This is a genomic window from Microbispora bryophytorum (assembly GCF_043197435.1).
In the GTDB taxonomy this organism is placed as follows: Bacteria; Actinomycetota; Actinomycetes; order Streptosporangiales; family Streptosporangiaceae; genus Microbispora; species Microbispora bryophytorum.
Window position 1 is genome coordinate 156773 of the sequence record NZ_JBICTF010000008.1, and the last position, 26994, is coordinate 183766.

A 26994-nucleotide genomic window follows, 5' to 3' on the forward strand; every position below is an offset into this window, starting at 1 on the left:
GGGCGCCATCATCGAGGAGCTGTATCGCGAGCACTGGGCGCTCGTGTGCGGGTTCCTGTTACGCCGCACCCGCGATCCCCACCTCGCCGAGGACCTGGCTCAGGAGACGTTCGTCAAGGCGACCAGGGCGCTGCTGGGCTGGCGCGGCGGGAACCCGGCCGCGTGGTTGCTCGCCATCGCCCGCAACGTCCTGGTCGATCACCTCCGGCGCCACCGCCGGGAACTGGACCTGCCGCATCCCGACGAACTCGGCGTGCCGCCGCTGCACATCGAGTCGCTGGTCGTGCGCGACGTCCTGGACCGACTGCCTGAGGACCACCGAAGGTTGCTCACCCTGGTCTATTTCGAGGGCTTCTCGCTGGTCGAGGTGGCCGCGATGACCGGCAAGAAGCACACCACGATCAAGACGGCCGTGTGGCGGGCCAGAGCGGCCTTCGCCGATCTGTACGGAGGTCCTCATGACTGACGACGACCTGCTGCTGCCGATACCCGACTTCGACCCCAGGGCGACCCGCCGAGCCGTCCGGCGAGGTGTCGCCCGCACGGCGATCACTGTGCTTGCGGCACTGCTCGCCCTCGTCCTGGCGGCGACGGTGGGCTCCGGCCTGATCCAGCGGCGCGGCGACCGGGAAGAGCGTATGACCGACGTGCTGGGCACCGCCTTCAAGATCTACAACCCCGGCTACGACATCGAAGTTCGAAACTGGGGTGCCACGACACCGCTGTCGATGTCGTTCACCGTGGCCGCCAGGCCCATCCGGGCCGTGGGGGGGTTCGTCGAGGGGTACGGCGGCGTCGAACATGTGGTCACCCAGGACTTCTTCGGCCACGTGGGCAGGCTGCCGCTCGGTCGCTACGCCGGAACCACGCTGAGCACGGCGCTGATGAACGTGGGGACGGGCAACCAGCCCAAGGAGGACAGCCGCAAGGTGCTGGCCAGGCTCCCGGCGGGGCTCAACGCGCTGGCGGTGGTCGAGTTCGTCAAGCCGCTCACCACCGACGAGCTGGTCGCCTTCACCGCCGGAAACAAGTCGGATGCCGAGAAGGTGGTTCTCGAGCGGCGTCCCACGTCGATCCCCATCACGTGGGGAGGGACGACGATGTGGGACCGGGCCCTGATGCCGCGAGCCGATGATGAGCCGGTCAAGTCGGACCTCGCGAACTTCCGCCGTTGGGTCGGCATCCTCAAGGACTACGACGACGACAACCTGCACGACTTCGATCTGAGCCTGGCGCGGCTGCGCAAAGCCGCCGACGACGGCCTGGTCTACGCCTACGTGGACTCGTTGGTCACGATCGGGGAGCTGCGCAAGATCATCGAGGATCCGCTGGTGAGGACGGTCCGCGTGGCGGACGTCGCCTACGATCTCGAACGGCCCTGAGACGGCCGGTTCGCGCAAAAGCGGTGGTCATGGCGTGAGCGGCATCACCCGCCACACCTCTCCCTCTGGTCAGATCCTCCATGTCCGGCGGAAACGCTTGGGCCAACTGCCCTAGACGCATTCATGAGGCTCGGTGAAGCATCGAAATGAGGCCGTTTGGCGCATAATCGCCGTTCGAATCCCTTTTCGCGACAATCTCATCAGTGCCGTCATACGGCACGGCGGACGGGAAGGCGGCCGAAGTCGGGCACCGGGAAAAGCCCAGGTGACCTGACCTGGTGAGGCCCGATCGGGCCCAAGGGGGAACCATGCATCGGAAATCCAGACAGCTGGCTCTCGCGGCGATTTTCGCCTCGACGCTCACGGCCGGCGGAATCGCGCTGCTCGGCGGCACCGCCTCCGCGGCCACGATCGAGCCCGGCGGTTCGGTGCGGGCGACGTCGTACACCACCACCGTCAGCGAGCCGCTGCTGGTGACCGAGTCCGCACCCGTGGCCGGGACGGTGTCGATCGGCGCGCCGACGATCACTGTCGCTCAGTTCCCGGCGCAGTGGTCCGCCGCGCAGTACGCCGGTTCGAGTCTGCCCAGCGGTTCGATTCTGCGGAGCGAGGCGTTCCCGGGCATGGGCGCGTCGATGGAGCAGACGGCGGAGGAGGTCCGGCAGAGCATCCGGGACGAGGCGAGCAGCGCCAGCCAGCAGATCATGCAGGAGGCCGCGGGCGCGCAGCAGCGCATCGAGCAGATGTCCCAGCGCGCGCAGCAGCAGGTGTCGGAGCAGGAGCAGTCCCAGTCACCGTCACAGTCCCAGTCGTCGGCGGGCGAGTCGCAGACCTCCTCGCTGCCGGAGAGCGCTCCGGGCAGCGCTCTGGGCAGTGCTCCGGAGAACATCCCGCCCGAGATCTCGGGTCCGGAGAGCGCCCCGCCGGAGGGCATCCCGCCGGCGTCGACTGAGTCGTCCTTCTCGTCATCCTCCGAGTCGTCCTCCTCGGGGGAGTGCCAGTGAGGGCGCGGGCGTAGTTCGCGGCACGACGGCTCCGCTCGCGCGGGGCCGTCGTGGCGTGCACGGTCGCTTTCGTTATGCCTGCGAGCTGCGAAGACAGCAATAGGTGGCGGTTAGGTAATCGATGCCCCCGCTGGCCAGGCGTAACGTGCTTTTCCACGGAGTGGATAGATGTGGGGCGCCTCTGCGGGATGTAGACCTGGTTTGCTCGGTCGCGGCGATGCTTGCACCATGGGCGTGGCTTACCTGGAAGAATTGGTGAGACCGCTAGGGTGAATACTTCAATGCGGTTAACCGGATCGAGAGCAAGAGGAAACCGCGCCAGCCGGAGGGATCGGCGCGAGCGGAGGCGTGATGGCTCGCAGGTCAGACGTCCAGCAGGATCCGCGGATCGCTGGCGACCCTGACCCGTACCCATTGGAAGGCTTCGAGGCGGCGAGCGCCGCGCACGGCACTGCCCCCCGCCGCAGAGGCTGGAGTGGCGGTGGAGGCCGCTGGCTCGTCTGGACCGGGCGGGTCATCCTCTGGGCACTGATCGTCGTCATCCTGGTCAACGGCATACGCGCCCCGTTGGAACGGCTGGCGGGAGACGATCAGCCCACCACGACGCCGACCGGCACGGTCACCTCCGGATTCCCGGCGACGCAGGCGGCGGCCTTCGCCAACCAGTTCGCGGCGGTCTACCTCAACTACGACGCGGCCACCCCCCAGCAGCGCGCGGAACGGCTGAAGTCGTTCCTGCCGGAAGGCGCCGACGAGCAGTTCGGCTGGAACGGGTACGGGCGGATGTCGGCGGGGGCCTTCCAGTTCGCCGGGATCGACCTGATCGACGACCACAACGCCCGGGTGACCGTGACGTACCAGTCGGGGGGCAGCCGCGGTCTGCTGTCCGTGCCGGTCTATTACGACAACGGCGGGTTCGTGGTCTCGGCCCAGCCGGCTCTGCTGCCCGCGCCGGGTCCGGCGGGCCTGCCGCAGCTCCCGGACCCCGACCGCGACTCCGCCACCGAAGCCGAACTGCGTCCCCAGCTCGAAGGCTTCTTCAAGGCGTACGCCGCGGGCAACCAGGTGGACCTGCAGCGCTACGTCGCGAGCGGGGTGACCGTCAACGGGTTCAACGGGGAGTTCACCCTCGCCGAACTGAAGGACGTCGTGGTGCCGCCGGACGGCGCCGACAGCAGGAAGGTCACGGCGGTGGTCGTGTGGGCGGTGGCGTCCGGACAGTCGACGGCGGTGGCGAGCCCGTCGCAGGATCCGGCGGCGCAGCCCGCCGGTCTTGAGCAGGCCTACCAGTTAACGATCGAAAAGCAGGGCGGCAAGTGGTTCGTCAGGGACATCCAAGGTGCGAACCGGTCCGTGGGGTAGCGCATGCCCGGCAAAGACATCGCTGATCCATACCCCCGGGAGGGCGAGAGTTGATACTGAAGACCATCGCGGACCACGTCCTTGATCTTGCTGCGCCGTCACCGGCGCCGACGACGGGCATCAACACCGAAGGTCTCGCCGACTTCCTCCGAAAGTTCTTCGCTCCGCTCTTCCTCGCGGTCGTCTCCGTCGTGGCGATCTTCTTCCTCTTCACCCGCGAGATCACCAGGTTCGTGCAGTTCATCATCCTGGCGATCGCGATCGGCGTGATCTTCTACGTTCCCAACATCATCGAGGTGACGGCGAAGGCGATCGCGGGCGCACTTGGCATCAAGTGATCGGGCGGAGAGGAGGTTCGGGGTGGATCTGCCCACATATACCAATATCTGGCGTATTGAGAAGCGGCTGTACAAGCTGTACGACCTACGACTGCCAATGCCGCTTCCGGTCGTCTGGATCGGTGTGTTCGTGGGTGTCTCCGTGCCGTGGTGGGTCTTCCTCTACCTGATCGGACTGCCGTTCGCGGCACCCTGGCACGTCATCTACCTCGTTCCTCCGGGCGTGCTCACCTGGCTCTCCACCCGTCCCGTCATCGAGAGCAAGCGCCTCACCGAGCTGCTCCAGTCGCAGCTCCGCTACATGAGCGAGCCGCGGACATGGTGCCGCATGGCACCGTTCGACGAGCCGGACGAGGTCGCCTTGACGGCGCGTGTCTGGCGGACCACGCCACCGGCCGCGGCGGCGCACGCCAGAGCGACGCGCAGGGCGCGTCGCGCGGTCTCGGTCAAGGTGCCCGTCCCGAAGGTCTCCAGGACCGGCGCACGGGCGGTCTCGCCCGCCGCCGCGCGGGTGGGCGCGCACCAGGTGGACCCCTCGCGAGTCGTACGCCCGGCCGTGGCGGCCGCGGCGGCGGCCGCCGCACCGGTCACCGCACCGCTCACCGACACACCCCCCACCACTGCCTCCCGCAGCGGTGCCGCCGCCCGGGTCGGCGCCACCGGTGAGCGTGTCTTCCGCCTCGCGGAACCGCCGGCAGCGCCCGTGCAGCCGGCAGCGCCCGCACCGGCGGCACCGCTCGCACTGTCGCTGCCGCCCGCGCACGCGGCGGAGCCGCAGACCCGTCTCGGCACCGGCCCGGGTCGCGAACACGAGCCGCACGAGGGACACGGCGAGGGACACCTCGGGGGACACGGCGAGGGACATGACGCCCACGAGAGCCACGAGAGCTCTGTGCAGGTCCCTGGGCAGGTCCCTGTGCGGCAGGAGCCCCCGGCCGCTCCCTCCGAGGCTTCGGAGGATGCCGCGGTCCCGCCTATCGGCACCGAGACGCTGCGCCGCCTGCGCCGGCTCGCCGCTTCGGCCGAACCCCACGCCGTACGGCCGTCCGATGTCGTCTCCTCCATCGAGCAGGCCACGGTAGAGCCCGCGCACGAGGAGCGTCCTCGCGACGAGCGTGCGCGCGACGCCGAGCCCGGCGGGGAGAGCGCAGACACCGCAGAGAACGCAGACACCGCAGAGAACGCAGGCACCACGGAGAACGCGGGGGCGCCGCAGGGGTCCGAGGCGGAGTCCGCGCCCGGGGAGCCTGCCGACGACGTGGACCGGGAGAACACGGCGCAGCGGGACGCCGTGGCCCTTGAGCAGCATCGCAAGGGCCGCCCGCCGAGGCTCGTGCGCCCCCGCCTGCCGGGCGGCACAGGGGACGAGCCGGCGGCCTGGGCGGCCTCGGAGGACACGGAGCCGGACGAGGACGCACGGGCCGGACGGGCCGCGACGGACGTCACGACCGAGCACGCACCGGCGGCCACCGCCTCGGTCGCCCCCGCAGCTTCCGATGCTTCCGCGCAGGACACGCCCACCTGGATCAGGCCGTCCCGCGCGCCGCAGGAGGTCCCGGACGACGCCGCTTCCGCTGCGTCCCCTGCCCCGCACCCCGCCGTGCACCCTGTTGCGCCCCTTGCCGCGTACCCCGCGCGTGAGGGGACGCACGCGCCCGGGTCCAGGCCGTACGAGAGCGCCAGGGGCAAGGGGGACGTGACGCCGCCCCCGGCCGGTCCGGCGGGAGTGTCGATCCGAGCCGTGCCCTCGGGGCCCCGCGCGACCGGCCCGGCCGGTCCGGCCCGGCCGTCGCTGCCCGCTCCGGGAACGGCCGTCCCCGGCAGGCCGGCGCACGAGGAGCCGCCGCGGCTGCGCCGTGTCGAGGCCGTGGTCGGGCGCGACACCTCGGGCGGCTGGCGGCGCCTGGCGCAGGTCGTCGTGGGCGGCAGCCGTACGGACGGCATGGAGGTCGACGAGGCCCGGACCCGCATCCCGCTCACCACGAGCAGGCGGATCATGGTGCTCGGCTGCACGGGGGGCGCCGGGCAGACCACCACGGCCTTAATGCTGGGCCACACGCTGGCCCGTTACCGCGATGACCGTGTGCTCGCGCTCGACGCGAACACCGGAGAGGACACGCTCACGACGAGGATCGCCGCCGAATCCCCCGAGACGCTGAGCTCGCTGATCGAGAGCGCGGAAGAGGTGACCGGCTACCTCGGCATGCGGGCCTACACCACGCGCTGCGAATCAGGACTGGAGGTCGTCGGGGCGGACACCGACGACCGGGTGACGCAGCGCCTGGCGGAACGCGCGTTCCTGGCCGACTGGCGCAGGACCCTCGCCGCGCTCGACCGGCACTACCGGCTTACCGTGATCGACCCCGCGGCCGCGCTGGCGGCCCGGCTCCTGCCGTACGCCGACCAGCTCGTGCTGGTCGCCCCCGCGAGCGAGGACGCCTCCGAGGCGGTGGCGATGACCTACGAGTGGCTCGACGGGCACGGCTGCTCCGACCTGCGACGCCGCGCCGTGATGGTGATCAACGGCGTGAGCCGCCGCAGCCTCCCCGACGTGGAGCAGGCCGAGGCGGTGGCCAGCGGCCGCTGCCGGGCGATCGTCCGGGTGCCCTGGGAGGACGAGCTGGCCCCCGGGCGGCCGGGACCGGTCGACGTCAATCACCTCCGAATGGGCGGCCGCAGGGCGTACGTTGCGCTTGCGGGAGTGATCGTGAGCGGCCTGGCGGCTGTCCAGGCCAAGCAGGAGGTGGCCAGATGAGGGGCGAGCGAGGAAGCTGGTGAGAGGTCGATGAGCAGGGCGCGCAGTCGCCTCGCGGTGCGTTACTTCGACGATCGCGTTCTCCTCACCGACTCGGCGGCGTGGGCCTACTTCCGGCTGCCGACGGTGAGCTACGAGTTCCTCACCCCCGAGGAGCGCGAGGCGCTGGCCACCAACGTCACGATCGCGCTGGCGGCGATCAGGATGCCGGACGCCGAGGTGCACCTGCGGATCGCGCACCGGGCCTACCCGGCGGCGGAGTGGGCGATGGCGCTCAACTCGACCTCCGACGAGGGCCAGGGCTGGCGGGAGTACCTGGAGGAGATGTACCGCCACGTCTGGGCCAAGGACTTCTGGAGCAAGGAGATCTACCTCGGCGTACGGCTCGGGCCGCGCGGCGCGCAGCTCGGCACCGGCGTGCTGGCCCAGCTCTTCGGCTTCTACCAGCGCAGCGAGAAGGCCCTCGGCATCGAGGACGACCACGTGCCGGACAAGGAGATCACCCGGTGGACCGAGGCCGCCGAGCGGCTCGGCCGGGCCCTGGCCTCCAGCGCGTTGTACGCCCGCCACGCCACCTCCTCGGAGATCGCCTGGCTGTTCCAGCACGCGGCGGCGGGCGGCCTCGGCGAACCGCTGGCCTCGGCCACGCCGCGCCGCAGGTGGGGCAAGGGCGAGATCGAGGCGCTGGTCGAGGGACAGATCCACAACGGCCGGTCCCTGCTGAGGATCGAGCAGCCGGCCGGAGACTCCTACACCGCGCACCTGTCGTTCGCCCGGTTCCCCGATCTCATGCCGTTCCCCGACGGCGAGCCGTGGCTGCACTTCGCCGACCAGTTGCCGTTCCCGGTGGAGATTTCCAGCCGGATGCGGCTGATCCCCCCGGTCAGGGCGAGCAAGGATGTGGCGCGCAAGCTGGCCCACGCCCGCGACATGGACATCCACATCCGTGAGGCGGGCGCGGAGGCGCCGCTCGCGCTGGCCGAGCAGATCGACGCCGCCCGCATGCTGGAGCACGGCATCACCAAGGAACGGCTGCCGTTCGTGTACGGCTGGCACCGGCTGAGCGTCAGCGCGCCGACCGAGGAGATGTGCGTCCAGCGGGTCGAGGCCGTCGTGGAGCACTACCGCGACCTCGGCATCGACGTCGTCAACTCCACCGGCGACCAGTTCTCGCTGTTCTGCGAGGCCCTGCCGGGGGAGCGGCTGCGGGTCAACGCGTACGCCCAGCGGCAGCCGCTGCGCACGATCGCGGGCGGCATGGCCACCGCGACCGTCGAGCTCGGCGACCGGGTGGACGAGTCGAACGCCGGATGGATCGGGCCGTACGTCGGGGAGACGCTGGGGCGGGCGCGCAGCATCGTGCACTTCGACCCGCTCGTCGCGGCGGCGCGCAACCGCCCGACCGCCATCGCCATCACCGGAGAGCCGGGCGGCGGCAAGACCACGCTCGCGCTGCTGCTGATCTACCAGATGGCGCTGCGCGGCGTCACGATCGCCGTCATCGACCCCAAGGGCGACGCCGAGTCGCTCGTACGGCTGCTGCGCAACCGGGGCCGCAAGGCCAGGATCATCCCGCTGGGGTCGGCCGCGCCGGGCCTGCTCGATCCGTTCTCGTTCGGTGACGACATCGCGACGAAGAAGACGATGGCGACCGAGACCCTGCGGCTGCTGCTGCCGAGGATGTCGGAGGAGCGCGAGTCCGCCATGATCCAGGCGGTCGCCGCGGTCTCCAACGAGCCCGACCCCTCGCTGGGCAAGGTGGTCGACCACCTGGAGCAGTCCACCGACCCGGCGTCCAAGAACCTCGGCGCCGTGCTGCGGTCGATGTCGGAGATGCACCTGGCCAGGCTGTGCTTCGACGCCTCGGGCGGCGAGCAGATCGACACCGAGGGCTGGACGACCGTGTTCACGCTGGGCGGCCTCACGCTGCCCGACGTGATGACGGTCAGGGACGACTACTCCTACGAGCAGCGGCTGTCGGTCGCGCTGCTCTATCTGGTGTCGCAGTTCGCGCGCCGCCTGATGAACGGGCTCGACCGGCGCACGCCTAAGGCGATCTTCCTCGACGAGGCGTGGGCGATCACGTCCACCCCCGAGGGCGCCAAGCTCGTGCCGGAGGTCTCCCGGATGGGCCGCTCACGCAACACGGCGCTCGTCCTGGTCTCGCAGAACGCCGGTGACCTGCTCAACGAGCAGGTGACCAACTGTCTGTCGTCGGTCTTCGCGTTCCGTTCGACGGAACGCGTGGAGGTCGGGCACGTGATGGAGCTCCTCGGCGTGGATCCGTCGGAGGAGCACAAGGCGGTGCTGCGCTCCCTGGGCAACGGGGAGTGCGTCTTCCGGGATCTGGACGGCCGGGCCGGCCGTATCGGGGTGGACCTTATCTCGGAGGAACTGCTGCGCTGGCTTGACACCAATCCGACACACGACAAACCAAACGAGAACGTGCATGATCTTCTTGATGGGGGCTCCGGTCGGTCGGGGGTCGCGCAGGAGGTGCGATCGTGAGCGTGCGCAGGAACGGTCCGAGGGGCCGCGCCAAGGAGGGTGCCAGACGCGGCAGGAGGATTCGCCGGACTCTGGCGTTGCTGTTCGTCGCGTTCGCGGCGTTCGTGACGCTGCCGCTGATCTTCCCGTCGGATACGGCGAGCGCGGTCGGGCCGTGTGACCTGTCGCCGGCCCTCGCTCCCGAGATCGTGGGCGGCGGCGTCGACGGGCTGGTCCAGCCGCCGGCCGCGGACGTGACCGCGGGCCAGAACACCGAGCAGGCGCCGAAGCCGCCGGTGACCAACTACGAGCGGTACGGCATGGCCGGCCAGTTCTGGCACACCTACGACCTCGGGTGCTCCGACGTCACGGCCGTGCTCGGCAACGCGTGGGCCAACACGGTCTTCTCGTGGGCCAAGGCCGTCGACCGGCTGACGATCAGCACCTACCAGGCGGCGGCCACCGAGGGCCCGCTGCAGCCCATCAAGGACGTCGCCGACGAGGTCGTCACCAACCTCGCCAACGCGATGTACTGGCCGTACCTGCGGCCGATCGTCATCCTCGGCGCGATCTGGCTGGCGTGGTACGGACTGATCCGCAAGCGCGCGACGACGACCACCGAGGGCGTCATCTGGATGGTCCTCGCCGTCACGGTCGCCATCTGGTTCTTCAGCCGGCCGGGTGACTTCACCGGCCTCGGCAAGACCGTGACCGACAAGACCGGCGAGATCGTGAACTCGGCGTTCTCCGGGCTGCCGGGGGCGGGCGGCGCGTCCTGCCTGCCGATGAAGGAGACCGCGCCGGGCGAGGTGCCGAGCGCGCCCACCGCGGGCGGCTACGGCCGCCAGGGCACGCCCGGCGTGGAGCAGAACGCGGACGCGCTGTGGTCGGTCCTGGTCTGCAAGCCGTGGCTGATGGGTGAGTTCGGCACGGCCGACCCCGACGCCGGTCTCGTGAAGGGTCTGGGCGCCAAGCTGCTCAACCTCCAGGCCATCGACGCCGCCGAGCAGGCCGCCGATCAGACACCGGCCTCCGACTCCCACCAGCAGCGGTTCGAGGAGGAGGTCGCCAAGCCGATGCAGAGCACCCCGGCGTACTTCCTGTTCCAGGGCAAGGACTGGACCAGCCGCCTGGGCATCTCGATCGGCGCGTTCATCGCGGCGATGGTCGCGGGTCTGCTCATCTTCCTCGTCGCGGTGTCGCTGCTCGTCCTGAAGGTCGGTTTCCTGCTGCTGCTGATGCTCGGGCCGGTCTTCCTGCTGATCGGCGTGCATCCGGGCTCCGGCCGCATCATCGCCATGCGCTGGGTGGAGATGCTGGTCGGCACCCTGCTGCGCCAGGCGGTGCTGGCCCTGGTGCTGGGCATCCTCGTGTACGGCTACGCGCTGATCATTTCGACCAGCCTGCCCTGGGGCATGCAGATCCTGTTCATGGCGCTGCTGACGATCGCGGTCTTCTTCTACAGACGGCCGTTCCAGCACCTGTTCGCTTCGATGGACGGGCACACGCTCACCACCCGGATGCTCGGCGAGGCCGCCAGCGCGCCGACCCTGTCGCGCGCGGCCAACGCGCTGCCGCCGGTCGCGGCGGCCCGGGCGGCCCGGTGGGGCCTGCGCAAGGCCGAGCCGGTCATCAGCGCGGCCGCGATGGCGACGGGCGCGGGCACGGCGGCCGCCGCGGCGGGGGTGGCACAGGGCCGCGTGCGCGGCGAGGAGGGCGCGGGCGGCGTGCCGGCCCAGGCCGGAGCGCGTGCGGGGGCCCAACCCGCGCCGCTCGACGCCGACGCGCAGGGGGCCGGCCGCCGCAAGGCCGGGGTCACCGCGTCACGTCCCGGATCGGCCCCGCCGCTCAACCTGTCGGGGGTGCGGCCGGCCGGACCCGTACGGGCGTCCACGCCGTCCGGCCCTGGCTCGCCCTCGCCGGCCCAGGTCGCGTCCGCCGCGGCGTCGTCGGGGAGCCCGGCGGGCCCGCCGCAGCGGGTCACCGGCGCCTCCGCCGTGCCCGCGCCGTCCGCGGCATCGTCCGGAGCGCCGTCCGCAGGGCCGTCCCGCGGCCGCGTGTCCGGGGGCGGCGGTTCCGGCGGCGGCTGGTTCAGCGGCAGGTCCGGCGGCTGGGCCTCCCGGCCGTCGTCCCCCAGGCCGTCCGGCGGAAGCTCCGGTGGGAGCTCGGGCGGCAGCTCGGGCGGGTTCTTCGGCGGTTCGCGCGGCTCCTCCGGCGGGTCCTCGAACAGGTCGTCCCGTGGTTCTTCAGGTGGCTCTTCGGGTGGTTCGTCCGGTGGCCTGTTCGGCGGATCGTCCCGGCGGGGCGACGGCGGCCGTTCCCGGCCCGCCCCGCCGCGTGACTCCGGGTCGTCCGGCGGGTCGTCCGGCGGCTCGTCGTCCAGCCGTCCGCGTTCGGAGCCGCCTCCGCTCTGGCTGCCGAGCAGGGGAGAGGGCACGCGCCGCGGCGGCGACGCGCCCACCCCGTTCTGGGCCAAGCCCGCCGACCGCGACTCCGGCGACTGACGGGAATCTCCGCGCTGTCATGAGAAGCCGAAACAGTGACCGGGGGAAGGGCCTCGCCTTCGCGGTGGCCGTCGTGGTGCTCGCCGCCGTCGGCGTCTACCTCACGATGAGCCCGCCGTCGAGCTCCTCCGCCGGGAGCGACGAGCAGACGAGGGAGCAGTCCGTCGTGGCCACCCCGCGGGCGACGGCCGCCGTCCGGGAGCCCAGCCCGGTGGCCACGACCCCCGGCGCCTTCGACGTGTACGCGTACCTGCCGCTGTCGAAGGAGGAGATCGGCGCGGCGGCCGACCTGGCGCGCCGTTTCACCGAGGCGTACGGCACCTTCTCCCCCGGCGAGGAGCCGGCGGCGCGGGCCGACCGGCTGAAGCGGTTCGCGACCGACGAGTTCGCCGGCCAGCTCACCAGGACCGTCACCGATCCCGCGGTGGTGGAGCAGAACGAGACCGACCAGGTGACCTCCAAGGGGTCGGCGAAGGTGGCGACGATCCGCGACATGACGGCCGCCCAGGTGGTGTTCGTCGTCGACTCGGTGCGTCACGTGACCGACAGGAACGGCCAGAAGGACGTGCCCGAGCAGTTCGCGGTGACCGTGATCAAGGCGGGGACCGACTGGCGGGTGTACGACCTGCAGCTGGCCGACGCCGGTCAGGACGGGGACAGCTCGCCGTGACCGCCCCGCCGCGCTTCACTTCGTCCGGCGCCTCGACGCGCGTCGTACGCAGGCTCGCGTCGGCGGGGCGGGACTGGCGGACGATCGCGGTGGTCCTCATCGTGATCGTTCCGGCCACGCTGTTCGGCTCGATCATCCTGATGACCCCCAGCCCGTCGATCCTCTTCGGCGGGGGCGCGGCCGAGAACTGCGCCGAGGCGGCCACGGGGGAGGCCGCGGCCGACGTCTCGCAGACGGCCGAGGGGGACATCCCGGACGACTACCTGGAGCTCTACAAGAAGGTCGGCAAGCAGATCGGCGTGCAGTGGAACGTGCTGGCCGCCATCGGCAAGCGGGAGACCAACCACGGCCGCTCGACGCTGCCGGGGGTGCGCAGCGGCACCAACTACGCGGGGGCCGCGGGGCCGATGCAGTTCCTCATCAGCACCTGGGGCGGCCAGGCCAAGATGCGGATCGAGCCGGGCGTCAACGGCTACGCCTCCGACGGCGACGGGGACGGCTACGGCGACGTCTACAACCCCGCGGACGCCATCCTCGGCGCGGCCAAGATGCTCAAGCGCAACGGCGCGCCCGACGACCTCCGAAGGGCGATCTTCGTCTACAACCGGGCCACCTGGTACGTCGACCAGGTGCTGGAGATCGCCAAGCGTTACGCGGCGACCGGAGACATCGCGGTGCCGGCCGAGGCCGACCCGGCCTGCGACTCCGGCTACGTCGACAGCGCCCCCGACGAGGTCGTACGCAAGATCATCGAGTACGCTCTGGCGCAGCGGGGCAAGCCGTACCGGTGGGGCGGCACGGGCCCCGACGCCTTCGACTGCTCGGGGATCATCTACATGGCCTACCGCAACGCGGGGCTGACCATTCCCCGCACGACCTTCGGCCAGTGGCCCTTCGGCGCGAAGATCGAGGAGGGCCGGGAACAGCCCGGCGACCTCGTCTTCTTCAACGCCGGTCCGGGCACGGCCAAGGACAGTCCGGGGCATGTCGGGATGGTCGTGTCGCCCGGCAAGATGATCGAGGCGCGGTGCACGCTGTGCGGGCCCATCAAAATCTCGACGTACCGCGACCGGCCCAACATCGTCGGTTTCACCCGGCCGCTGGAGAACGAGACCGTCGTCGCGCAACTGAAGCGGGCGCAGACGTGACGGGCACGCGGCTCGTCGTCGGGGCCGCGATCGTCGAGGGCGGCCGCCTCCTGGCCGCCCAGCGGTCCGGACCCCCGGCGCTGTGCGGCGGCTGGGAGTTCCCCGGCGGGAAGGTCGACCCGGGGGAGGACGAGCATGCGGCGCTGGTGCGCGAGTGCGCCGAGGAGCTCGGGGTCCAGGTCGTCCTCGGACGCCGCGTCGGCGGGGACTGGCCGCTGGACAACGGTTTTCTGATGCACGTGTGGCTGGCCACCGTCGTCACGGGCGTGCCCCGCCCACTGGAGCATCTCGCGCTGCGCTGGCTGGAGCCGCACGAGTTGTACGACGTCCCCTGGCTTCCGGCGGATCTGCCGGTCGTCGCCGCGATCGAGAAGCTGCTGCCAGGTCAAGAGGCATAGTCGCCGAATCGTTCGCAAGATCCGGCTTTGCTCCTGCTTTTACCGAACTACAATCGGTCCTGACCTCGAAGCCGGGCCGACAGGAGGCGAACGGTGATCGGACGCGCGTACATGAGAGCCGCGTCCTCGGCTGTCGCCTCGGTGGCCATCGCCACGCTGGCGATCGTGGCCGTGGGTCCGGTGATCGGCGCCAACGCCGATCCGGTGGAGCCGTGCGACCCCGCTGTGGACCCCCAGTGTGCCGTGGTCACGGTCACCGTCACCCAGACGCCGCCGGCCACCGCCTCGGCGAACGCGAGCCCCACGGCCGAGCCGGTGGTGACCAAGACCGTCACCATCACGCCGACGCCGACGCAGACCAAGACCAAGACCCCCAAGCCGGTCACGACGACGACCGCTCCCCCCGCGGCCACCTCGGAGCAGAACCCGCCGCAGTCGACGCAGACGTTCCCCACGCCGTCTGACATGTCCATCCCGAGTCCGACCCCGAGCCCGGCGGACGACGGGCAGGTGAGCCTGCCCCCCGCGTCGGCCGAGCCGACGCCGGACACGGCGCAGCAGACCCCCAGCACGGGCGTGACGTTCGAGCAGCCCGATCCCGAGACGGTGCCGATCGAGATCCGCAACGCGTCTCCCGAGTACGACAAACCGACGCTGGCCCACCGGCTCGCCATCCCCGCCGGGGTGCTCGTGGGCATCGCGCTGATCGCCTGGCTGATCTTCGAAGGCCGGCTGCGCAGGATGGCGCACGCCGCCGCGGTGCGGCGGGGCGGCCCGGCCGCGGCGCGGACGCCGGCTCCCGAGGCGGCGGCCTACCCGGCGGCGACCCCCGGCTACGCCCCGATGATGGGTTTCGTGCCCGTCCAGCCCTACACCGTGGGCTATCCGCAGCAGCCCTACGGCTACCCGGTGCCGTACGGCTACGCCCAGCCGTACGGGTATCCGGTGGCCGACCCCGCCCAGCTGCAGGCGCAGCAGCAGGCGCAGGCCCAGCAGTACCCGGGCCAGGCCCCGGCGCCCCAGGGCGCGGCCGATCCCTGGAGCCAGGCGGTCGGTGAGGCCCAGGCCGGGGTATGGAGCGAGGCCACCCGGCCCGGCCACCTTCCGCAGCCGCCCCATGGTGAGGACCCGACCACCCAGCGCTGACGAACAGAAAGGCGCCGATCGGACGGACCGATCGGCGCCTTTGTCAGGTACTCAGCTGTCAGAGGCTCAGCGCTGACGCTTGAAGATCTTCGAGCCCAACCAGACCAGCGGGTCGTACTTCCGGTCGACGACGCGTTCCTTCATCGGGATGATCGCGTTGTCGGTGATCTTGATGTGCTCGGGGCAGACCTCGGTGCAGCACTTGGTGATGTTGCAGTAGCCGAGGCCGTGCTCCTCCTGCGCCGGCTCCTTGCGCTCCGCCACGTCGTACGGGTGCATGTCGAGCTCCGCGATCCGGATGAAGTACCGCGGGCCGGAGAAGTTCGGCTTGTTCTCCTCATGGTCGCGGATCACGTGGCAGACGTTCTGGCACATGAAGCACTCGATGCACTTGCGGAACTCCTGCGAGCGCTCGACGTCGACCTGCTGCATGCGGTACTCGCCCGGCTTCACGTCCGCGGGCGGCGTGAACGACGGGACCTCGCGGGCCTTCTGGTAGTTGAACGACACGTCCGTCACCAGGTCCTTGATGACCGGGAACGTCCGCAGTGGCGTGACCGTGATGGTCTCGCTCTCCTCGAAGGTGGACATCCGGGTCATGCAGCCCAGCCGGGGCCTGCCGTTGATCTCCATCGAGCACGAGCCGCACTTGCCGGCCTTGCAGTTCCAGCGGACCGCGAGGTCGGGGGTCTGCGTGGCCTGGAGCCGGTGGATGACGTCGAGGACGACCTCGCCCTCGTTCACCTCGACGGTGAAGTCCTCCAGACGGCCCTCGCCGCCCTCGCCGCGCCAGATGCGGAACTTCGCCTTGTATCCCATCACGACTCCTTGACCGCGGCGTCGTATTCCGCCAGCTCTTCCTCGGTGAGGTACTTCTCCAGCTCGGAGCGCTCGAACAGACCGATGAGGTCGCCCCGCATGGACGGCTGGGCCCTCTCCTCGACCGTGATGGACGCGCCGTCCGGCTTCGCGGAGCAGACCAGCAGCTTGCGCCGCCAGCCGGCCGACATGCCGGGGAAGTCGTCGCGGGTGTGGCCGCCACGGCTCTCCTCCCGCAGCAGCGCGGCCTTCGCCACGCACTCGCTGACCAGCAGCATGTTGCGCAGGTCGAGCGCGAGGTGCCAGCCGGGGTTGTAGATCCTGCTGCCCGAGGAGGCGGCGTTCTTGGCCCGCTCCTTGAGCTTCTCGACGACCTGGAGGGCCTCGCTGATCTCCTCGGACTTGCGGATGATGCCGACCAGGTCGTTCATCGTGCGCTGCAGCTCGTGGTGGACCTCGTACGGGTTCTCCCCGCCGGTCCGCTCCAGTGGGGCCAGGGCCTCGGCCTTGGCCTCCTCGACGCCGGTCACGGACGGCCGCTTGGCCAGCCCGTCCACGTATCCCGCGGCTCCCGCGCCGGCCCGGCGGCCGAACACCAGCAGGTCGGACAGCGAGTTGCCGCCGAGGCGGTTGGAGCCGTGCATGCCGCCGGAGACCTCGCCGGCCGCGAACAGGCCGGGGACCGACGCCGCGCCGGTGTCGGCGTCCACCTCGACGCCGCCCATGATGTAGTGGCAGGTCGGGCCGACCTGCATGGGCTCCTTGGTGATGTCGACGTCCGCCAGCTCCTTGAACTGGTGGTGCATCGACGGCAGCCGCCTGGTGATCTCGGCGGCGGGCAGGCGGGTGGACACGTCGAGGAACACGCCGCCCTGCGGTGACCCGCGCCCGGCCTTCACCTCGGCGTTGATCGCCCTGGCCACCTCGTCACGGGGCAGCAGCTCCGGCGGACGGCGGTTGTTGGCCTGGTCGTCGTACCAGCGGTCCGCCTCCTCCTCGGTCGTGGCGTACTTGTCCTTGAACACGTCCGGGATGTAGTCGAACATGAAGCGGCGGCCCTCGGAGTTGCGCAGGACGCCGCCGTCGCCGCGCACCGACTCGGTCACCAGGATGCCGCGCACCGACGGGGGCCAGACCATGCCGGTCGGGTGGAACTGGATGAACTCCATGTTGATGAGCTTCGCGCCGGCGAGCAGGGCCAGCGCGTGACCGTCACCGGTGTACTCCCAGGAGTTCGACGTGACGACGTACGACTTGCCGATGCCGCCGGTGGCCAGCACCACGGCGGGGGCGTCGAAGAGGATGAAGTCGCCCGTCTCGCGCCAGTAGCCGAAGGCCCCGGAGATCGCGTCCCCATCCTTCAGCAGCCGGGTGATCGTGCACTCGGCGAAGACCTTGATGTACGCCTCGGGGTCGCCGTGCAGCTTCTCGTCCTCCTGCTGCAGGGCGACGACGCGCTGCTGGAGGGTGCGGATCAGCTCCAGGCCGGTGCGGTCGCCGACGTGGGCGAGGCGCGGGTACTCGTGGCCGCCGAAGTTGCGCTGGCTGATCTTGCCGTCCTTGGTGCGGTCGAACAGCGCGCCCCAGGCCTCCAGCTCCCAGACGCGGTCCGGGGCCTCCTTGGCGTGCAGCTCCGCCATGCGCCAGTTGTTGAGGAACTTGCCTCCGCGCATGGTGTCGCGGAAGTGCACCATCCAGTTGTCGCTGCTGTTGACGTTGCCCATCGCGGCGGCGGCGCCGCCCTCGGCCATGACCGTGTGGGCCTTGCCGAACAGCGACTTGCAGACGATCGCCGTCCGCTTGCCCTGCTGCCGCGCCTCGATCGCCGCGCGGAGCCCCGCTCCACCGGCCCCGATGACGACGACGTCGTATTCGTGACGCTCCACTTGAAATCCTTAAGCGAACGGGAAGTTGATGACGCCCTTGGCGACGAGCCGGACGTACAGGTCGGCGATCACGATCGAGACCATGGATGCCCAGGCGAACTGCTGGTGCCTCGCGTTGAGCTTCGAGACCAGCGTCCACGCCTTGTAGCGCACCGGGTGCCTGGAGAAGTGGGTCAGGCGCCCGGCGGTGATGTGACGGCAGGAATGGCAGCCGAACGTGTAGCCCAGGACCAGAATCGCGTTCACCACGAGGATGATCGTGCCGAGGCCGATGTGCCCCCAGTTGCCGTTCGCGTCGCGGAAGGACAACACCGCGTCGTACGTCAGGATCAGACCGATGATCGCGGCGAAGTAGAAGAAGTAGCGGTGGACGTTCTGCAGGATCAGCGGCAGGCGGGTCTCGCCCGTGTATTTGCCGTGCGGCTCGGCCACCGCGCACGCCGGCGGCGAGAGCCACCACGAGCGGTAGTACGACTTGCGGTAGTAGTAGCAGGTGAGCCGGAAGCCGCCGGGGAAGGCGAGGATCAGCAGTCCCGGCGGCAGGGTGTACCAGTCGCCGAGCGGAGCGAACCCGAACAATCGGGCCCCTTCCGGACAGGACGCCGCCGCCAAGCACGGTGACGAGAAGGGGGCGATGTACGACCCGGCGAGCACGCTTCTGTCGAACATCGCCCAGAAGCCGTAAATCAAGAACAAGAAGAGTCCGGCGAACGTGAGCACCGGAGCCAGCCACCATCGATCGGTTCGAAGCGTGCGCACCCTGATCTGCGCGCGTTGTTTCCTTGCCGCGCTCTCGGCCGTTGTCTGGGTCATCGGAGACCTTCCACCCTCACTGACTCCGCGCACGCCGGAGCGACCGCGCCGTACTGCTCAGGCCGTGCGCGTTATTGGTGGGGCACACATTACGACGAGCACATCACGAAGTGTGAGGAGGGTCACTCCTCCCCTCTGTGATCTCGGTCACTTCCCCGGCAGTTTGACCACGGTCACGAAGAACTCGTCGATCTGCCGTACTACCCGGGTGAACTGGTCGAAATCTACGGGTTTTGTGATGTACGCGTTAGCGTGCAGGTTGTATCCCCGCAGGATATCCTGCTCGGCCTCCGACGTGGTGAGGATCACAACGGGGATGCTCCGCAGCGAGGGGTCCTTCTTGACCTCCTCCAGCACCTCGAAACCGTTCACGCGCGGCAGGTTGAGGTCGAGCAGCACCAGATCGGGCCGGGGCGCCGAGTCGTACTTCCCCTCCGAGCGCAGGAAGGCCAGCGCCTGCTCGCCGTCGTTGACCACGTGGAGGTTGTTGCCGACCTTGTTGTAGGAGAACGCCTCCTGGCAGAGCAGGACGTCGCCCGGGTCGTCCTCGACCAGGAGGACCTCGATCGGGCGGAACTCACTCATCGGCGCTCACTCATCGGCGCTCACTCATCAGGGTCTCCCAAGGCCGGCAGGGTCCAGCGGAACGTGGCTCCGGTGCCCTCGTTCGTGTCGAGCCAGATCCGGCCGCCATGATATTCGACGATCTTGCGGCACAGGGCCAGTCCGATGCCCGTCCCGGGATAGACGTCCCTCGGGTGCAGACGCTGGAAGATCAGGAAGATGCGGTCGGCGTACTTCGGCTCGACGCCGATCCCGTTGTCCGAGCAGCTGAACTCCCACATGTCGCCGTCCCGCCGTACGCCGACGTGGACGCGGGGCGGCTCCTCGGAGCGGAACTTGAGCGCGTTGCCGACGAGGTTCTGGAAGAGCTGGGTCAGCAGCGTGCGGTTGCCGACGACCTTGGGCATGTCGTCGTGGGTGACGGTCGCGCCGGTCTCCGAAAGCCGGGTGTCGAGGTTGCGCAGGGCATGGGCCAGCGCGTCGCCGGTGTCCAGCTCCTCCCGCTCGTCGCCGACCCGGCCCACCCGCGAGAAGTCGAGCAGGTCGTTGATGAGCAACTGCATGCGGTGGGCGCCGTCGACCGCGAAGGCGATGTACTGCCGGGCGCGGTCGTCGAGCCGGTCGGCGTAGCGCTGCTCCAGCATCTGGGTGAAGCTCGCCACCTTGCGCAGCGGCTCCTGCAGGTCGTGGCTGGCCACGTAGGCGAACTGCTCCAGCTCGCGGTTGGACCGCTTGAGCTCCTCGGCCTGCTCGGCGATCTGCCGGCGGGCCTCGACGGACGACTGCCACTCGGTCATGATCCGGTGGCGCATTCCGTCGATGTGCCCCGACAGCTCCCACAGCTCGGCCGGCCGCTCGACCCCGAGCTCGTGGTCGAAGTCGCCCGCCGCCACCGCCCGGACCTGCCGGGTCAGCCGCGCGACAGGGCCGGTGACCGCCCGGCGCACGATCAGCGCGCAGAACACGATCGCCAGCACCATCGCGCAGACCAGCGCGGCGACCGCCGCATAAATGGTGTTCCAGCCGGAGTAGAGCCGATCTCTGGCGGTGTCGTGCAGCCGTCCCAGCAGTGCCTGCTGCGTGTCGAGCGCGCTCCTGACCGCCGAGAAGCGCTGGAGGTTGTCCTTGGCCAGGTCGGTGAGCCGGCCAGGACCGCTCTCGCCGGTCCGCGCGACCACGGGCTCGGCGTAGTCGCGCCGCCACGCGCCCGTGGCGTCGGTGATCTCGCTGATCTGGCGGCGTACGCCGTATCCCTGGGGTAACTGCGGGGCGAGCCTGGCGATCTCGTCGGTCGCCGAGCGCTCCTCGTCGACCCCCCGGCGGTAGGTGTCGAGGTACTGCTGCTCGCCGGTGAGCCCGTACCCGCGGATCGCGCCCTCCTGCGTCTGCACGGCCCGGGCGACGCGCAGCGTCTGCAGGGCGGCGGGGTCGACCGCGTCCACGAGGGTCCGCCGGGCCTCCTGCGTCGTGATGAGCGCGAGCAGGATGGCGCTGACCGCGATCACGAAGATGAGCAGGACGCCCGCTCCGGCGAGCACGAACCACCGGCTGACCGGCAGGCGCGCGCCCCGCGCGGACGGCGTCAGCGGGGGCAGCGGGTCCGGCGCCGCCTGCGGCTTCCCCGTGGGCTCAGGCGCGCTCATGCCCTGCTCTCCCGTACGTCCTGCTTGCCATGGCCGCGGGAGACGAGGACGGCCGCGACGTCGTCGTGCATGGCGCCGTCGAGACTGGAGATGATGCGGTCGAGGTCGATTCCCGCCTGGGCGCGGATCAGGTTCGCGAGCCCCTCGGTGCCGAGCAGGTCGCGGTTCTCGCCGACCGTCGCCTCGATCAGTCCGTCGGTGTAGAGCAGCAGCGACCACCGCTCGCCCAGCGCGACGTCGATGGGCGTCCACACGATGTCTCGGAAGATCCCGAGCGGCGGGCCGGACGGCGTCTCGGTGACCACGCCGAGCACGCCGTCGCGCAGCAGCAGCGGCGGCGGGTGACCGATCACGTGCAGGCGGGCGGTGGTCAGGTCGGGGGCGATGGTCGCGGTGCACATCGTGGTGAAGATCTCCGGCGACTTGCGCTCGTGCCGTAGCAGCGTGTCGAGCGTGCGCAGCACGTCGTTGCCGGTCTGCCCGGCCAGCACGAGCGTGCGCCAGGCGATGCGCAGCGCCGTGCCGAGGGCGGCCTCGTCGGGCCCGTGCCCGCACACGTCGCCGATCAGCACGTGCACCGCCCCGTCGGGTGTCTGCACGGTGTCCCAGAAGTCGCCGGCCAGCAGCCCACCCGTACGTCCGGGCAGGTAGCGGGTCTGGTGATGGAGGAGCTGGGGATCGAGCAGGGGGACGGGCAGCAGGCCGCGTTCGAGCCGGGAGTTCTCCTTGCTGACGATGCGTTCCTGCAGGAGTTCGCGCATGGCGAGGTCGGCGCGCTTGCGCTCGATGGCGTAGCGGATGGCACGGATCAGCAGCCGGGCGTCGATGTCCTGTTTGACCAGGAAATCCTGCGCTCCGGCGGCGACCGCCTCGATGCCGACGTGCGCGTCGCCGAGCCCCGTGAGGACGAGCACCGCCGTGTCCGGGGCCATGGCGAGGACCTGCTGCAGCGCCTCGAGCCCGGACGCGTCCGGAAGGGAGAGGTCGACGAGCACGCACTGCACGTCGTCGGTGAGCCGCGCGCGTCCCTCGGCCAGCGTCCGCGCCCAGGTGATCTTCGGCGGCCTCTCGGCGCCCGCCAGCAACTCCTCGACGAGAAACGCGTCACCGGCGTCGTCCTCGACCAGCAGGAGGGTGAGCGGATCGGGCAGATCAGGGGAGACCGGGGTCACGAACGCCTCTCGTCAGCGTCAGCGTCAGCAGCATCGTCATCGGCATCATCGTTGTGCAGCATCTGTGGACAGAACCTATCGTCTGGGGACCGCTCGGTCGGGGCTCACTCGTCAACGAGCGCCTCTATTCCCTGGGGAAGGGTTCCCTCACGCGCGGCCTCGCCGAGGAACGACAACAGCGTCCCGCGGAAGGCCTGCGCCGCCCGGGTCGGCTCCACGTCCTTGCGGTGGGCGAGGGCCACCGTACGGCGCAGCCCGGGCAGCAACGGCGTGCCCGTCAGCGCCGGGCGGTTCTCCAGCACCATCGAGGGCACCACGGCGATGCCCAGCCCCGCCTCGACGAACCGCAGCACCGCGTCCATCTCCCCGCCCTCCACCGAGAAGCGCGGCTCGAACCCCGCCTGCCGGCAGGCCGCAAGCGTCGCCTCGCGCACGTCGTAGCCCCTGCGGAACATGACCATGGGCCGCCCGCGCAGGTCCTCGATCCGCATGTACGACCTGCGCCCCGGCGCCGACGCGGAGGCCACGACGAGGTTCTCGCTCAGGATCTCCCGGGTCACCAGGGACGGGTCGCTGCTCTGCAGCGGCAGGATGATCAGGGCCAGGTCGAGCTGGCCCCGGGCGAGGTCGCGGACGAGGTCGCGGGACCCGCCCTCCTCGACCTTCAGCTCCACGCCCGGGTAGTCGCGGTGGAAGCGGGCCAGCGCGTCGGCCAGCAGCCCGGCGCACAGCGAGGGGGTCGCGCCGAGGCGCACCCGCCCCCGCCGCAGCCCGGCGAGCTCGGCGACCTCGCGCCGCGCGGTGTCCGCGTCGGCGAGCATCCGGCGCGCGAGCGGGAGCAGCGCCTCACCCGCCGCGGTGAGCGTGACGTTGCCCCGGGCCCGGCTGAACAGGGGAGCCCCCAGCTCGGTCTCGAGACTCTTGATCTGCTTGCTCAGCGACGGCTGGGCGACGCGCATCCGTTCCGCGGCCTGGGTGAAGTGCCGCGTCTCGGCCACGGCCAGGAAGTAGGCCAGTTGCTGGAGCTGCACATCAATAGGCTACGGCTATCGCCGAAGCCGGCTCGATGCGCCCCATCGTGGGGACAATGTGTGAGATTGGTCGCACCCCCACGGGACCTTCGACTCTGGGAAACCGCGTGGGACAGAGCGCATAGCCGCGGGCTATCGAAACCAGGCCTGCCATGACTTGGACGTCTGAAAGCGGCAAACCTAGCGTGTGGATTCGTGACAGCCACTGTTGACCATTCTGTGGACTCCGCATCCGTGGATCGCGGGTCGGCGACCGCTCCGGTTCCCACGCACAACGCACCTCCCAAGCCCGCGGGGCCCGCGCCGCGTACGCCCGCCCGGCGCGGTCTGCTCGGCACCTCGGCCGGCAGGAAGGCCGTCATGGCCGTCACCGGCGCGGTTCTCGTGCTCTTTTTGATCGGCCACATGCTGGGCAACCTCAAGATCTTTTTGGGTGCCGACTCCTTCAACCACTACGCCGACTGGTTGCGCACCGTGGGCTCGCCCGCGCTGCCGAACCGGACTCTGTTGACGATCACCGAGATCGTGCTCGTGGTCTGCGTCGTGCTGCACATGTGGGCGGCGGTGTCGCTCGCCCGCCGGGCGGCCAAGGCGCGGCCCGTGAAGTACGCGGCCAAGCGGAAGTCGCAGGCCAACGGGTATGCCGCGCAGACCATGCGGTACGGCGGCGTGATCATCGTGCTGTTCGTTGTCTGGCACCTGCTGGACATGACCTTCGGCACCGTGAACCCTAAGGGCGGCGACGCCACGCCGTACGACCGGATGATCGCCGGCTTCCAGCCCGACCGCTGGTGGGTGGCGCTGTTCTACCTCGTCGCCATGGTGATGATCGGCCTGCACCTGCGCCACGGCCTGTGGAGCGCGTTCCAGTCGCTCGGCCTGACCCGCCGCCCCCGCGTCCGCGGCTTGCTGCAGAAGACCGCCGTCGCGGTCTCCGCGGTGCTGGTGCTCGGGTTCGTCGCCGCGCCCGTCTGCATTCTGATCGGAGTGGTCAAGTGAAGTTCCGCCGCCGCGCCCAGCAGCAGGAGGAGCACGTGAGCCTCCCGGGGATGTACCGGGTGGGCGAGCCCATCCGGGACACCAAGGCACCGGAGGGGCCCATCGAGGAGCGCTGGGACAAGCGCCGTTTCTCGGCCAAGCTGGTCAACCCGGTCAACAAGCGCAAGCTGACCGTCATCGTCGTCGGCACCGGCCTGGCCGGCGGCTCCGCCGCGGCCACGCTCGGCGAGCTGGGATACAAGGTCAAGTCGTTCTGCTACCAGGACTCGCCCCGGCGGGCCCACTCCATCGCCGCGCAGGGCGGCATCAACGCCGCCAAGAACTACCGCGGCGACGGCGACAGCGTCTACCGGCTGTTCTACGACACCGTGAAGGGCGGCGACTACCGCGCCCGCGAGTCGAACGTCTACCGCCTCGCCCAGGTCAGCGTGAACATCATCGACCAGGCCGTGGCGCAGGGCGTGCCGTTCGCCCGTGAGTACGGCGGCCTGCTCGACACCCGGTCGTTCGGCGGCACCCAGGTGTCGCGCACCTTCTACGCCCGCGGCCAGACGGGCCAGCAGCTCCTGCTCGGCGCCTACCAGGCGCTGGAGCGGCAGGTCGCGGCGGGGAACGTGGAGGTCCACACCCGTCACGAGATGCTGGAGCTCATCGTCAGCGGCGGCCGGGCCCGGGGCGTCGTGGTCCGCGACATGGTCACCGGCGAGATCGAGACCCACCTCGCGGACGCGGTCGTGCTCGCCAGCGGCGGCTACGGCAACGTGTTCTACCTGTCCACCAACGCCAAGGGCTGCAACACCACGGCGATCTGGCGGGCGCACAAGAAGGGCGCCCACTTCGGCAACCCCTGCTACACGCAGATCCACCCGACCTGCATCCCGCAGAGCGGCGACCACCAGTCGAAGCTGACGCTGATGTCGGAGTCGCTGCGCAACGACGGCCGGGTGTGGGTGCCGAAGCGCAAGGGCGACGACCGGGCTCCCGGCGACATCCCCGAGGACGAGCGCGACTACTACCTGGAGCGCATCTACCCGGCGTTCGGCAACCTCGTGCCGCGTGACATCGCCAGCCGCGCCGCCAAGAACGTCTGCGACGAGGGCCGCGGCGTCGGTCCCGGCGGGCTCGGCGTCTACCTCGACTTCGCCGACGCCATCAGGCGGATGGGCCGGGAGGCCGTCGAGAAGAAGTACGGCAACCTCTTCGAGATGTACGAGCGCATCACCGGCGAGAACCCGTACGAGGTGCCGATGCGCATCTACCCGGCCGTCCACTACACGATGGGCGGGCTGTGGGTGGACTACGACCTGCAGTCGACCATCCCCGGGCTGTTCGTGGTCGGCGAGGCCAACTTCTCCGACCACGGCGCGAACCGCCTGGGCGCCTCCGCCCTCATGCAGGGCCTCGCGGACGGCTACTTCGTGCTGCCCACGACGATCGGCGACTACCTCGCCGGAGCCGGCACGTTCGGACCGGTCGAGGAGGGCGACGTCGCGGAGGCCAGGAAGGCCGTGCAGGACAAGATCGACAAGCTCCTGTCCGTAAACGGCGACCGCACCGCCGACTCCTACCATCGGGAGCTCGGCCGGATCATGTGGGACTACTGCGGCATGGAGCGCACCGAGGAATCGCTGCGTAAGGCGCTGGAGCGCATTCCCGAGCTGCGCGAGGAGTTCTGGAACAACGTCAAGGTGCCGGGCGACCCCGAGGGGCTCAACCAGGCGCTCGAACGCGCCGGCCGGGTGGCCGACTTCTTCGAGCTCGCCGAGCTGATGTGCATCGACGCGCTGCACCGTACGGAGTCGTGCGGCGGTCACTTCCGGGCCGAGTCGCAGGACGCGGACGGCGAGGCGCTGCGCGACGACGAGAACTTCGCCTACGTCGCCGCGTGGGAGTGGACCCCGGAGGGCCCGGTCCTGCACAAGGAAGAGCTGAACTACGAGTACGTCAAGATGACCCAGCGGAGCTACAAGTGAACCTGACCCTCAAGATCTGGCGGCAGAACGGCTCGTCGGACAAGGGACGGATGGTGACCTACCGGGTCGAAGACGTCTCTCCGGACATGTCGTTCCTGGAAATGCTCGACGTCCTCAACGAGCGGCTGATCCTGGAGGGCGACGACCCGGTCGCCTTCGACCACGACTGCCGCGAGGGCATCTGCGGCATGTGCGGCATGGTCATCAACGGCGTCGCGCACGGCGAGCAGAAGCTCACCACGACCTGCCAGCTGCACATGCGGCACTTCAAGGACGGCGACGTCGTCACCATCGAGCCGTGGCGGGCCGCGGCGTTCCCGGTGGTCAAGGACCTCGTCGTGGACAGGTCGGCGTTCGACCGGATCATCCAGGCGGGCGGCTTCATCTCCGTTCCCGCCGGGTCCGCCCCGGAGGCGCACTCCGTCCCGGTGCCGAAGGCCGCCGCCGACGCCGCCTTCGACGCCGCGACCTGCATCGGCTGCGGCGCGTGTGTCGCGGCCTGCCCGAACGGCTCGGCCTCGCTGTTCACCGCGGCGAAGATCACGCACCTGAGCCTGCTGCCGCAGGGCCAGCCGGAGCGCGAGTCGCGGGCCAGGGCGATGGTCGAGCAGATGGACGCCGAGGGCTTCGGCGGCTGCACCAACACCGGCGAGTGCACGGCGGTGTGCCCCAAGGGCATCCCGCTCGACACGATCGCTCAGATGAACGCCGACTACCTCAAGGCCGCCTCGAAGTAGTCACCCGACAAGTAGCTGCCCGACAAGTAGTATTCGAGCGAACGCACGGCCGGCGCACGCATCACGCCGGCCGTGTCGTCGCCGCCGGAAACATAATCACGCCTCCTCCCGGGTAACGTGTGATTTGCGTTGGCGTAACGCGCCTGCCGTGTCCCCGCAGGCG

22 protein-coding genes are annotated in these 26994 nt (G+C 70.3%); 15 read left to right on the forward strand and 7 right to left on the reverse strand.

What is annotated here, in order from left to right:
- Positions 1–19 precede the first annotated feature (19 nt).
- The 12 genes from ACGFIB_RS26640 (at position 20) to ACGFIB_RS26695 (ending at position 15194) form a co-directional block, all read left to right on the forward strand.
- Positions 20–466: an RNA polymerase sigma factor gene (locus ACGFIB_RS26640; RefSeq protein WP_393376007.1), complete on the forward strand. Its 447-nt coding sequence runs from the start codon at positions 20–22 to the stop codon at positions 464–466.
- Positions 459–1382, forward strand: a complete 924-nt coding sequence (locus tag ACGFIB_RS26645) for a hypothetical protein (RefSeq protein WP_393375822.1) — start codon at positions 459–461, stop codon at positions 1380–1382. Before ACGFIB_RS26640 ends, ACGFIB_RS26645 begins: the two co-directional genes overlap by 8 nt.
- A gap of 308 nt (positions 1383–1690) precedes the next feature.
- Entirely contained in the window at positions 1691–2386 is a 696-nt protein-coding gene (locus ACGFIB_RS26650; RefSeq protein ID WP_393375825.1) for a hypothetical protein, read from the forward strand.
- Between the two features lie 351 nt (positions 2387–2737).
- Complete coding sequence (locus tag ACGFIB_RS26655) at positions 2738–3748, forward strand: conjugal transfer protein (protein ID WP_357240523.1); 1011 nt, start codon at positions 2738–2740, stop codon at positions 3746–3748.
- Between the two features lie 50 nt (positions 3749–3798).
- Positions 3799–4086 (forward strand): hypothetical protein, encoded by a 288-nt coding sequence (locus tag ACGFIB_RS26660; protein WP_139577384.1) that lies wholly within the window; start codon positions 3799–3801, stop codon positions 4084–4086.
- A 22-nt stretch (positions 4087–4108) separates the two neighbouring features.
- Positions 4109–6841 (forward strand): TcpE family conjugal transfer membrane protein, encoded by a 2733-nt coding sequence (locus tag ACGFIB_RS26665; protein WP_393375828.1) that lies wholly within the window; start codon positions 4109–4111, stop codon positions 6839–6841.
- 30 nt (positions 6842–6871) lie between these two features.
- Positions 6872–9349, forward strand: coding sequence for an ATP-binding protein (locus tag ACGFIB_RS26670; protein ID WP_142571291.1), 2478 nt, complete (start codon positions 6872–6874; stop codon positions 9347–9349).
- The gene (locus ACGFIB_RS26675) at positions 9346–11832 is read left to right on the forward strand and encodes a type IV secretion system protein (RefSeq protein WP_393375831.1); all 2487 of its coding nucleotides are present in this window, start codon (positions 9346–9348) and stop codon (positions 11830–11832) included. The genes ACGFIB_RS26670 and ACGFIB_RS26675 overlap by 4 nt, the downstream gene beginning before the upstream one ends.
- Positions 11833–11851: 19 nt before the next feature.
- A complete protein-coding gene (locus ACGFIB_RS26680; RefSeq protein WP_142571292.1) occupies positions 11852–12502 on the forward strand; it encodes a hypothetical protein in 651 nt (216 codons plus the stop codon).
- A complete protein-coding gene (locus ACGFIB_RS26685) occupies positions 12499–13650 on the forward strand; it encodes a C40 family peptidase (protein ID WP_229689751.1) in 1152 nt (383 codons plus the stop codon). The genes ACGFIB_RS26680 and ACGFIB_RS26685 overlap by 4 nt, the downstream gene beginning before the upstream one ends.
- Positions 13647–14048, forward strand: coding sequence for a (deoxy)nucleoside triphosphate pyrophosphohydrolase (locus ACGFIB_RS26690; RefSeq protein ID WP_393375835.1), 402 nt, complete (start codon positions 13647–13649; stop codon positions 14046–14048). The genes ACGFIB_RS26685 and ACGFIB_RS26690 overlap by 4 nt, the downstream gene beginning before the upstream one ends.
- Positions 14049–14141: 93 nt before the next feature.
- Positions 14142–15194 carry a hypothetical protein gene (locus ACGFIB_RS26695; protein WP_393375837.1) on the forward strand — a complete coding sequence of 351 codons (1053 nt, stop codon included), beginning with the start codon at positions 14142–14144 and terminating at the stop codon, positions 15192–15194.
- Between the two features lie 66 nt (positions 15195–15260).
- On the opposite strand, the gene ACGFIB_RS26700 is transcribed toward ACGFIB_RS26695, so the two are convergent.
- The 7 genes from ACGFIB_RS26700 to ACGFIB_RS26730 all read right to left on the reverse strand — a co-directional run bounded on the left by ACGFIB_RS26700 (position 15261) and on the right by ACGFIB_RS26730 (position 23122).
- Positions 15261–16013, reverse strand: coding sequence for a succinate dehydrogenase/fumarate reductase iron-sulfur subunit (locus ACGFIB_RS26700; RefSeq protein ID WP_142571295.1), 753 nt, complete (start codon positions 16011–16013; stop codon positions 15261–15263).
- Positions 16013–17899, reverse strand: coding sequence for a fumarate reductase/succinate dehydrogenase flavoprotein subunit (locus ACGFIB_RS26705; protein ID WP_357240502.1), 1887 nt, complete (start codon positions 17897–17899; stop codon positions 16013–16015). Before ACGFIB_RS26705 ends, ACGFIB_RS26700 begins: the two co-directional genes overlap by 1 nt.
- Before the next feature lie 9 nt (positions 17900–17908).
- Positions 17909–18712 carry a hypothetical protein gene (locus ACGFIB_RS26710; protein ID WP_357240499.1) on the reverse strand — a complete coding sequence of 268 codons (804 nt, stop codon included), beginning with the start codon at positions 18710–18712 and terminating at the stop codon, positions 17909–17911.
- 147 nt (positions 18713–18859) lie between these two features.
- Complete coding sequence (locus tag ACGFIB_RS26715; protein WP_357240496.1) at positions 18860–19297, reverse strand: response regulator; 438 nt, start codon at positions 19295–19297, stop codon at positions 18860–18862.
- Between the two features lie 20 nt (positions 19298–19317).
- Positions 19318–20919, reverse strand: a complete 1602-nt coding sequence (locus ACGFIB_RS26720) for a sensor histidine kinase (RefSeq protein ID WP_393375841.1) — start codon at positions 20917–20919, stop codon at positions 19318–19320.
- On the reverse strand, positions 20916–22091 hold the full coding sequence (locus ACGFIB_RS26725) for a PP2C family protein-serine/threonine phosphatase (RefSeq protein ID WP_393375844.1): 1176 nt from the start codon (positions 22089–22091) through the stop codon (positions 20916–20918). The genes ACGFIB_RS26720 and ACGFIB_RS26725 overlap by 4 nt, the downstream gene beginning before the upstream one ends.
- Before the next feature lie 104 nt (positions 22092–22195).
- Complete coding sequence (locus ACGFIB_RS26730) at positions 22196–23122, reverse strand: LysR family transcriptional regulator (RefSeq protein ID WP_142571301.1); 927 nt, start codon at positions 23120–23122, stop codon at positions 22196–22198.
- 234 nt (positions 23123–23356) lie between these two features.
- Here ACGFIB_RS26730 and ACGFIB_RS26735 point away from each other — a divergent pair, with 234 nt between their 5' ends.
- The 3 genes from ACGFIB_RS26735 to ACGFIB_RS26745 are packed head-to-tail and all read left to right on the forward strand — an operon-like array spanning position 23357 to position 26831.
- Positions 23357–24121: a succinate dehydrogenase cytochrome b subunit gene (locus ACGFIB_RS26735; RefSeq protein WP_393375847.1), complete on the forward strand. Its 765-nt coding sequence runs from the start codon at positions 23357–23359 to the stop codon at positions 24119–24121.
- Positions 24122–24171: 50 nt separating this feature from the next.
- Positions 24172–26094 carry a fumarate reductase/succinate dehydrogenase flavoprotein subunit gene (locus tag ACGFIB_RS26740; protein ID WP_357241201.1) on the forward strand — a complete coding sequence of 641 codons (1923 nt, stop codon included), beginning with the start codon at positions 24172–24174 and terminating at the stop codon, positions 26092–26094.
- Positions 26091–26831, forward strand: a complete 741-nt coding sequence (locus ACGFIB_RS26745; protein ID WP_142571302.1) for a succinate dehydrogenase/fumarate reductase iron-sulfur subunit — start codon at positions 26091–26093, stop codon at positions 26829–26831. Before ACGFIB_RS26740 ends, ACGFIB_RS26745 begins: the two co-directional genes overlap by 4 nt.
- Positions 26832–26994: the final 163 nt, after the last annotated feature.

Coding starts and splice junctions, on each gene's coding strand:
- ACGFIB_RS26720 (WP_393375841.1), bottom strand. CDS start 20,919: ATGAGCGCGCCTGAGCCCACGGGGAAGCCGCAGGCGGCGCCGGACCCG.
- ACGFIB_RS26650 (WP_393375825.1), top strand. CDS start 1,691: ATGCATCGGAAATCCAGACAGCTGGCTCTCGCGGCGATTTTCGCCTCG.
- ACGFIB_RS26655 (WP_357240523.1), top strand. CDS start 2,738: ATGGCTCGCAGGTCAGACGTCCAGCAGGATCCGCGGATCGCTGGCGAC.
- ACGFIB_RS26700 (WP_142571295.1), bottom strand. CDS start 16,013: ATGGGATACAAGGCGAAGTTCCGCATCTGGCGCGGCGAGGGCGGCGAG.
- ACGFIB_RS26680 (WP_142571292.1), top strand. CDS start 11,852: ATGAGAAGCCGAAACAGTGACCGGGGGAAGGGCCTCGCCTTCGCGGTG.
- ACGFIB_RS26710 (WP_357240499.1), bottom strand. CDS start 18,712: ATGACCCAGACAACGGCCGAGAGCGCGGCAAGGAAACAACGCGCGCAG.
- ACGFIB_RS26715 (WP_357240496.1), bottom strand. CDS start 19,297: ATGAGTGAGTTCCGCCCGATCGAGGTCCTCCTGGTCGAGGACGACCCG.
- ACGFIB_RS26645 (WP_393375822.1), top strand. CDS start 459: ATGACTGACGACGACCTGCTGCTGCCGATACCCGACTTCGACCCCAGG.
- ACGFIB_RS26670 (WP_142571291.1), top strand. CDS start 6,872: ATGAGCAGGGCGCGCAGTCGCCTCGCGGTGCGTTACTTCGACGATCGC.
- ACGFIB_RS26740 (WP_357241201.1), top strand. CDS start 24,172: ATGTACCGGGTGGGCGAGCCCATCCGGGACACCAAGGCACCGGAGGGG.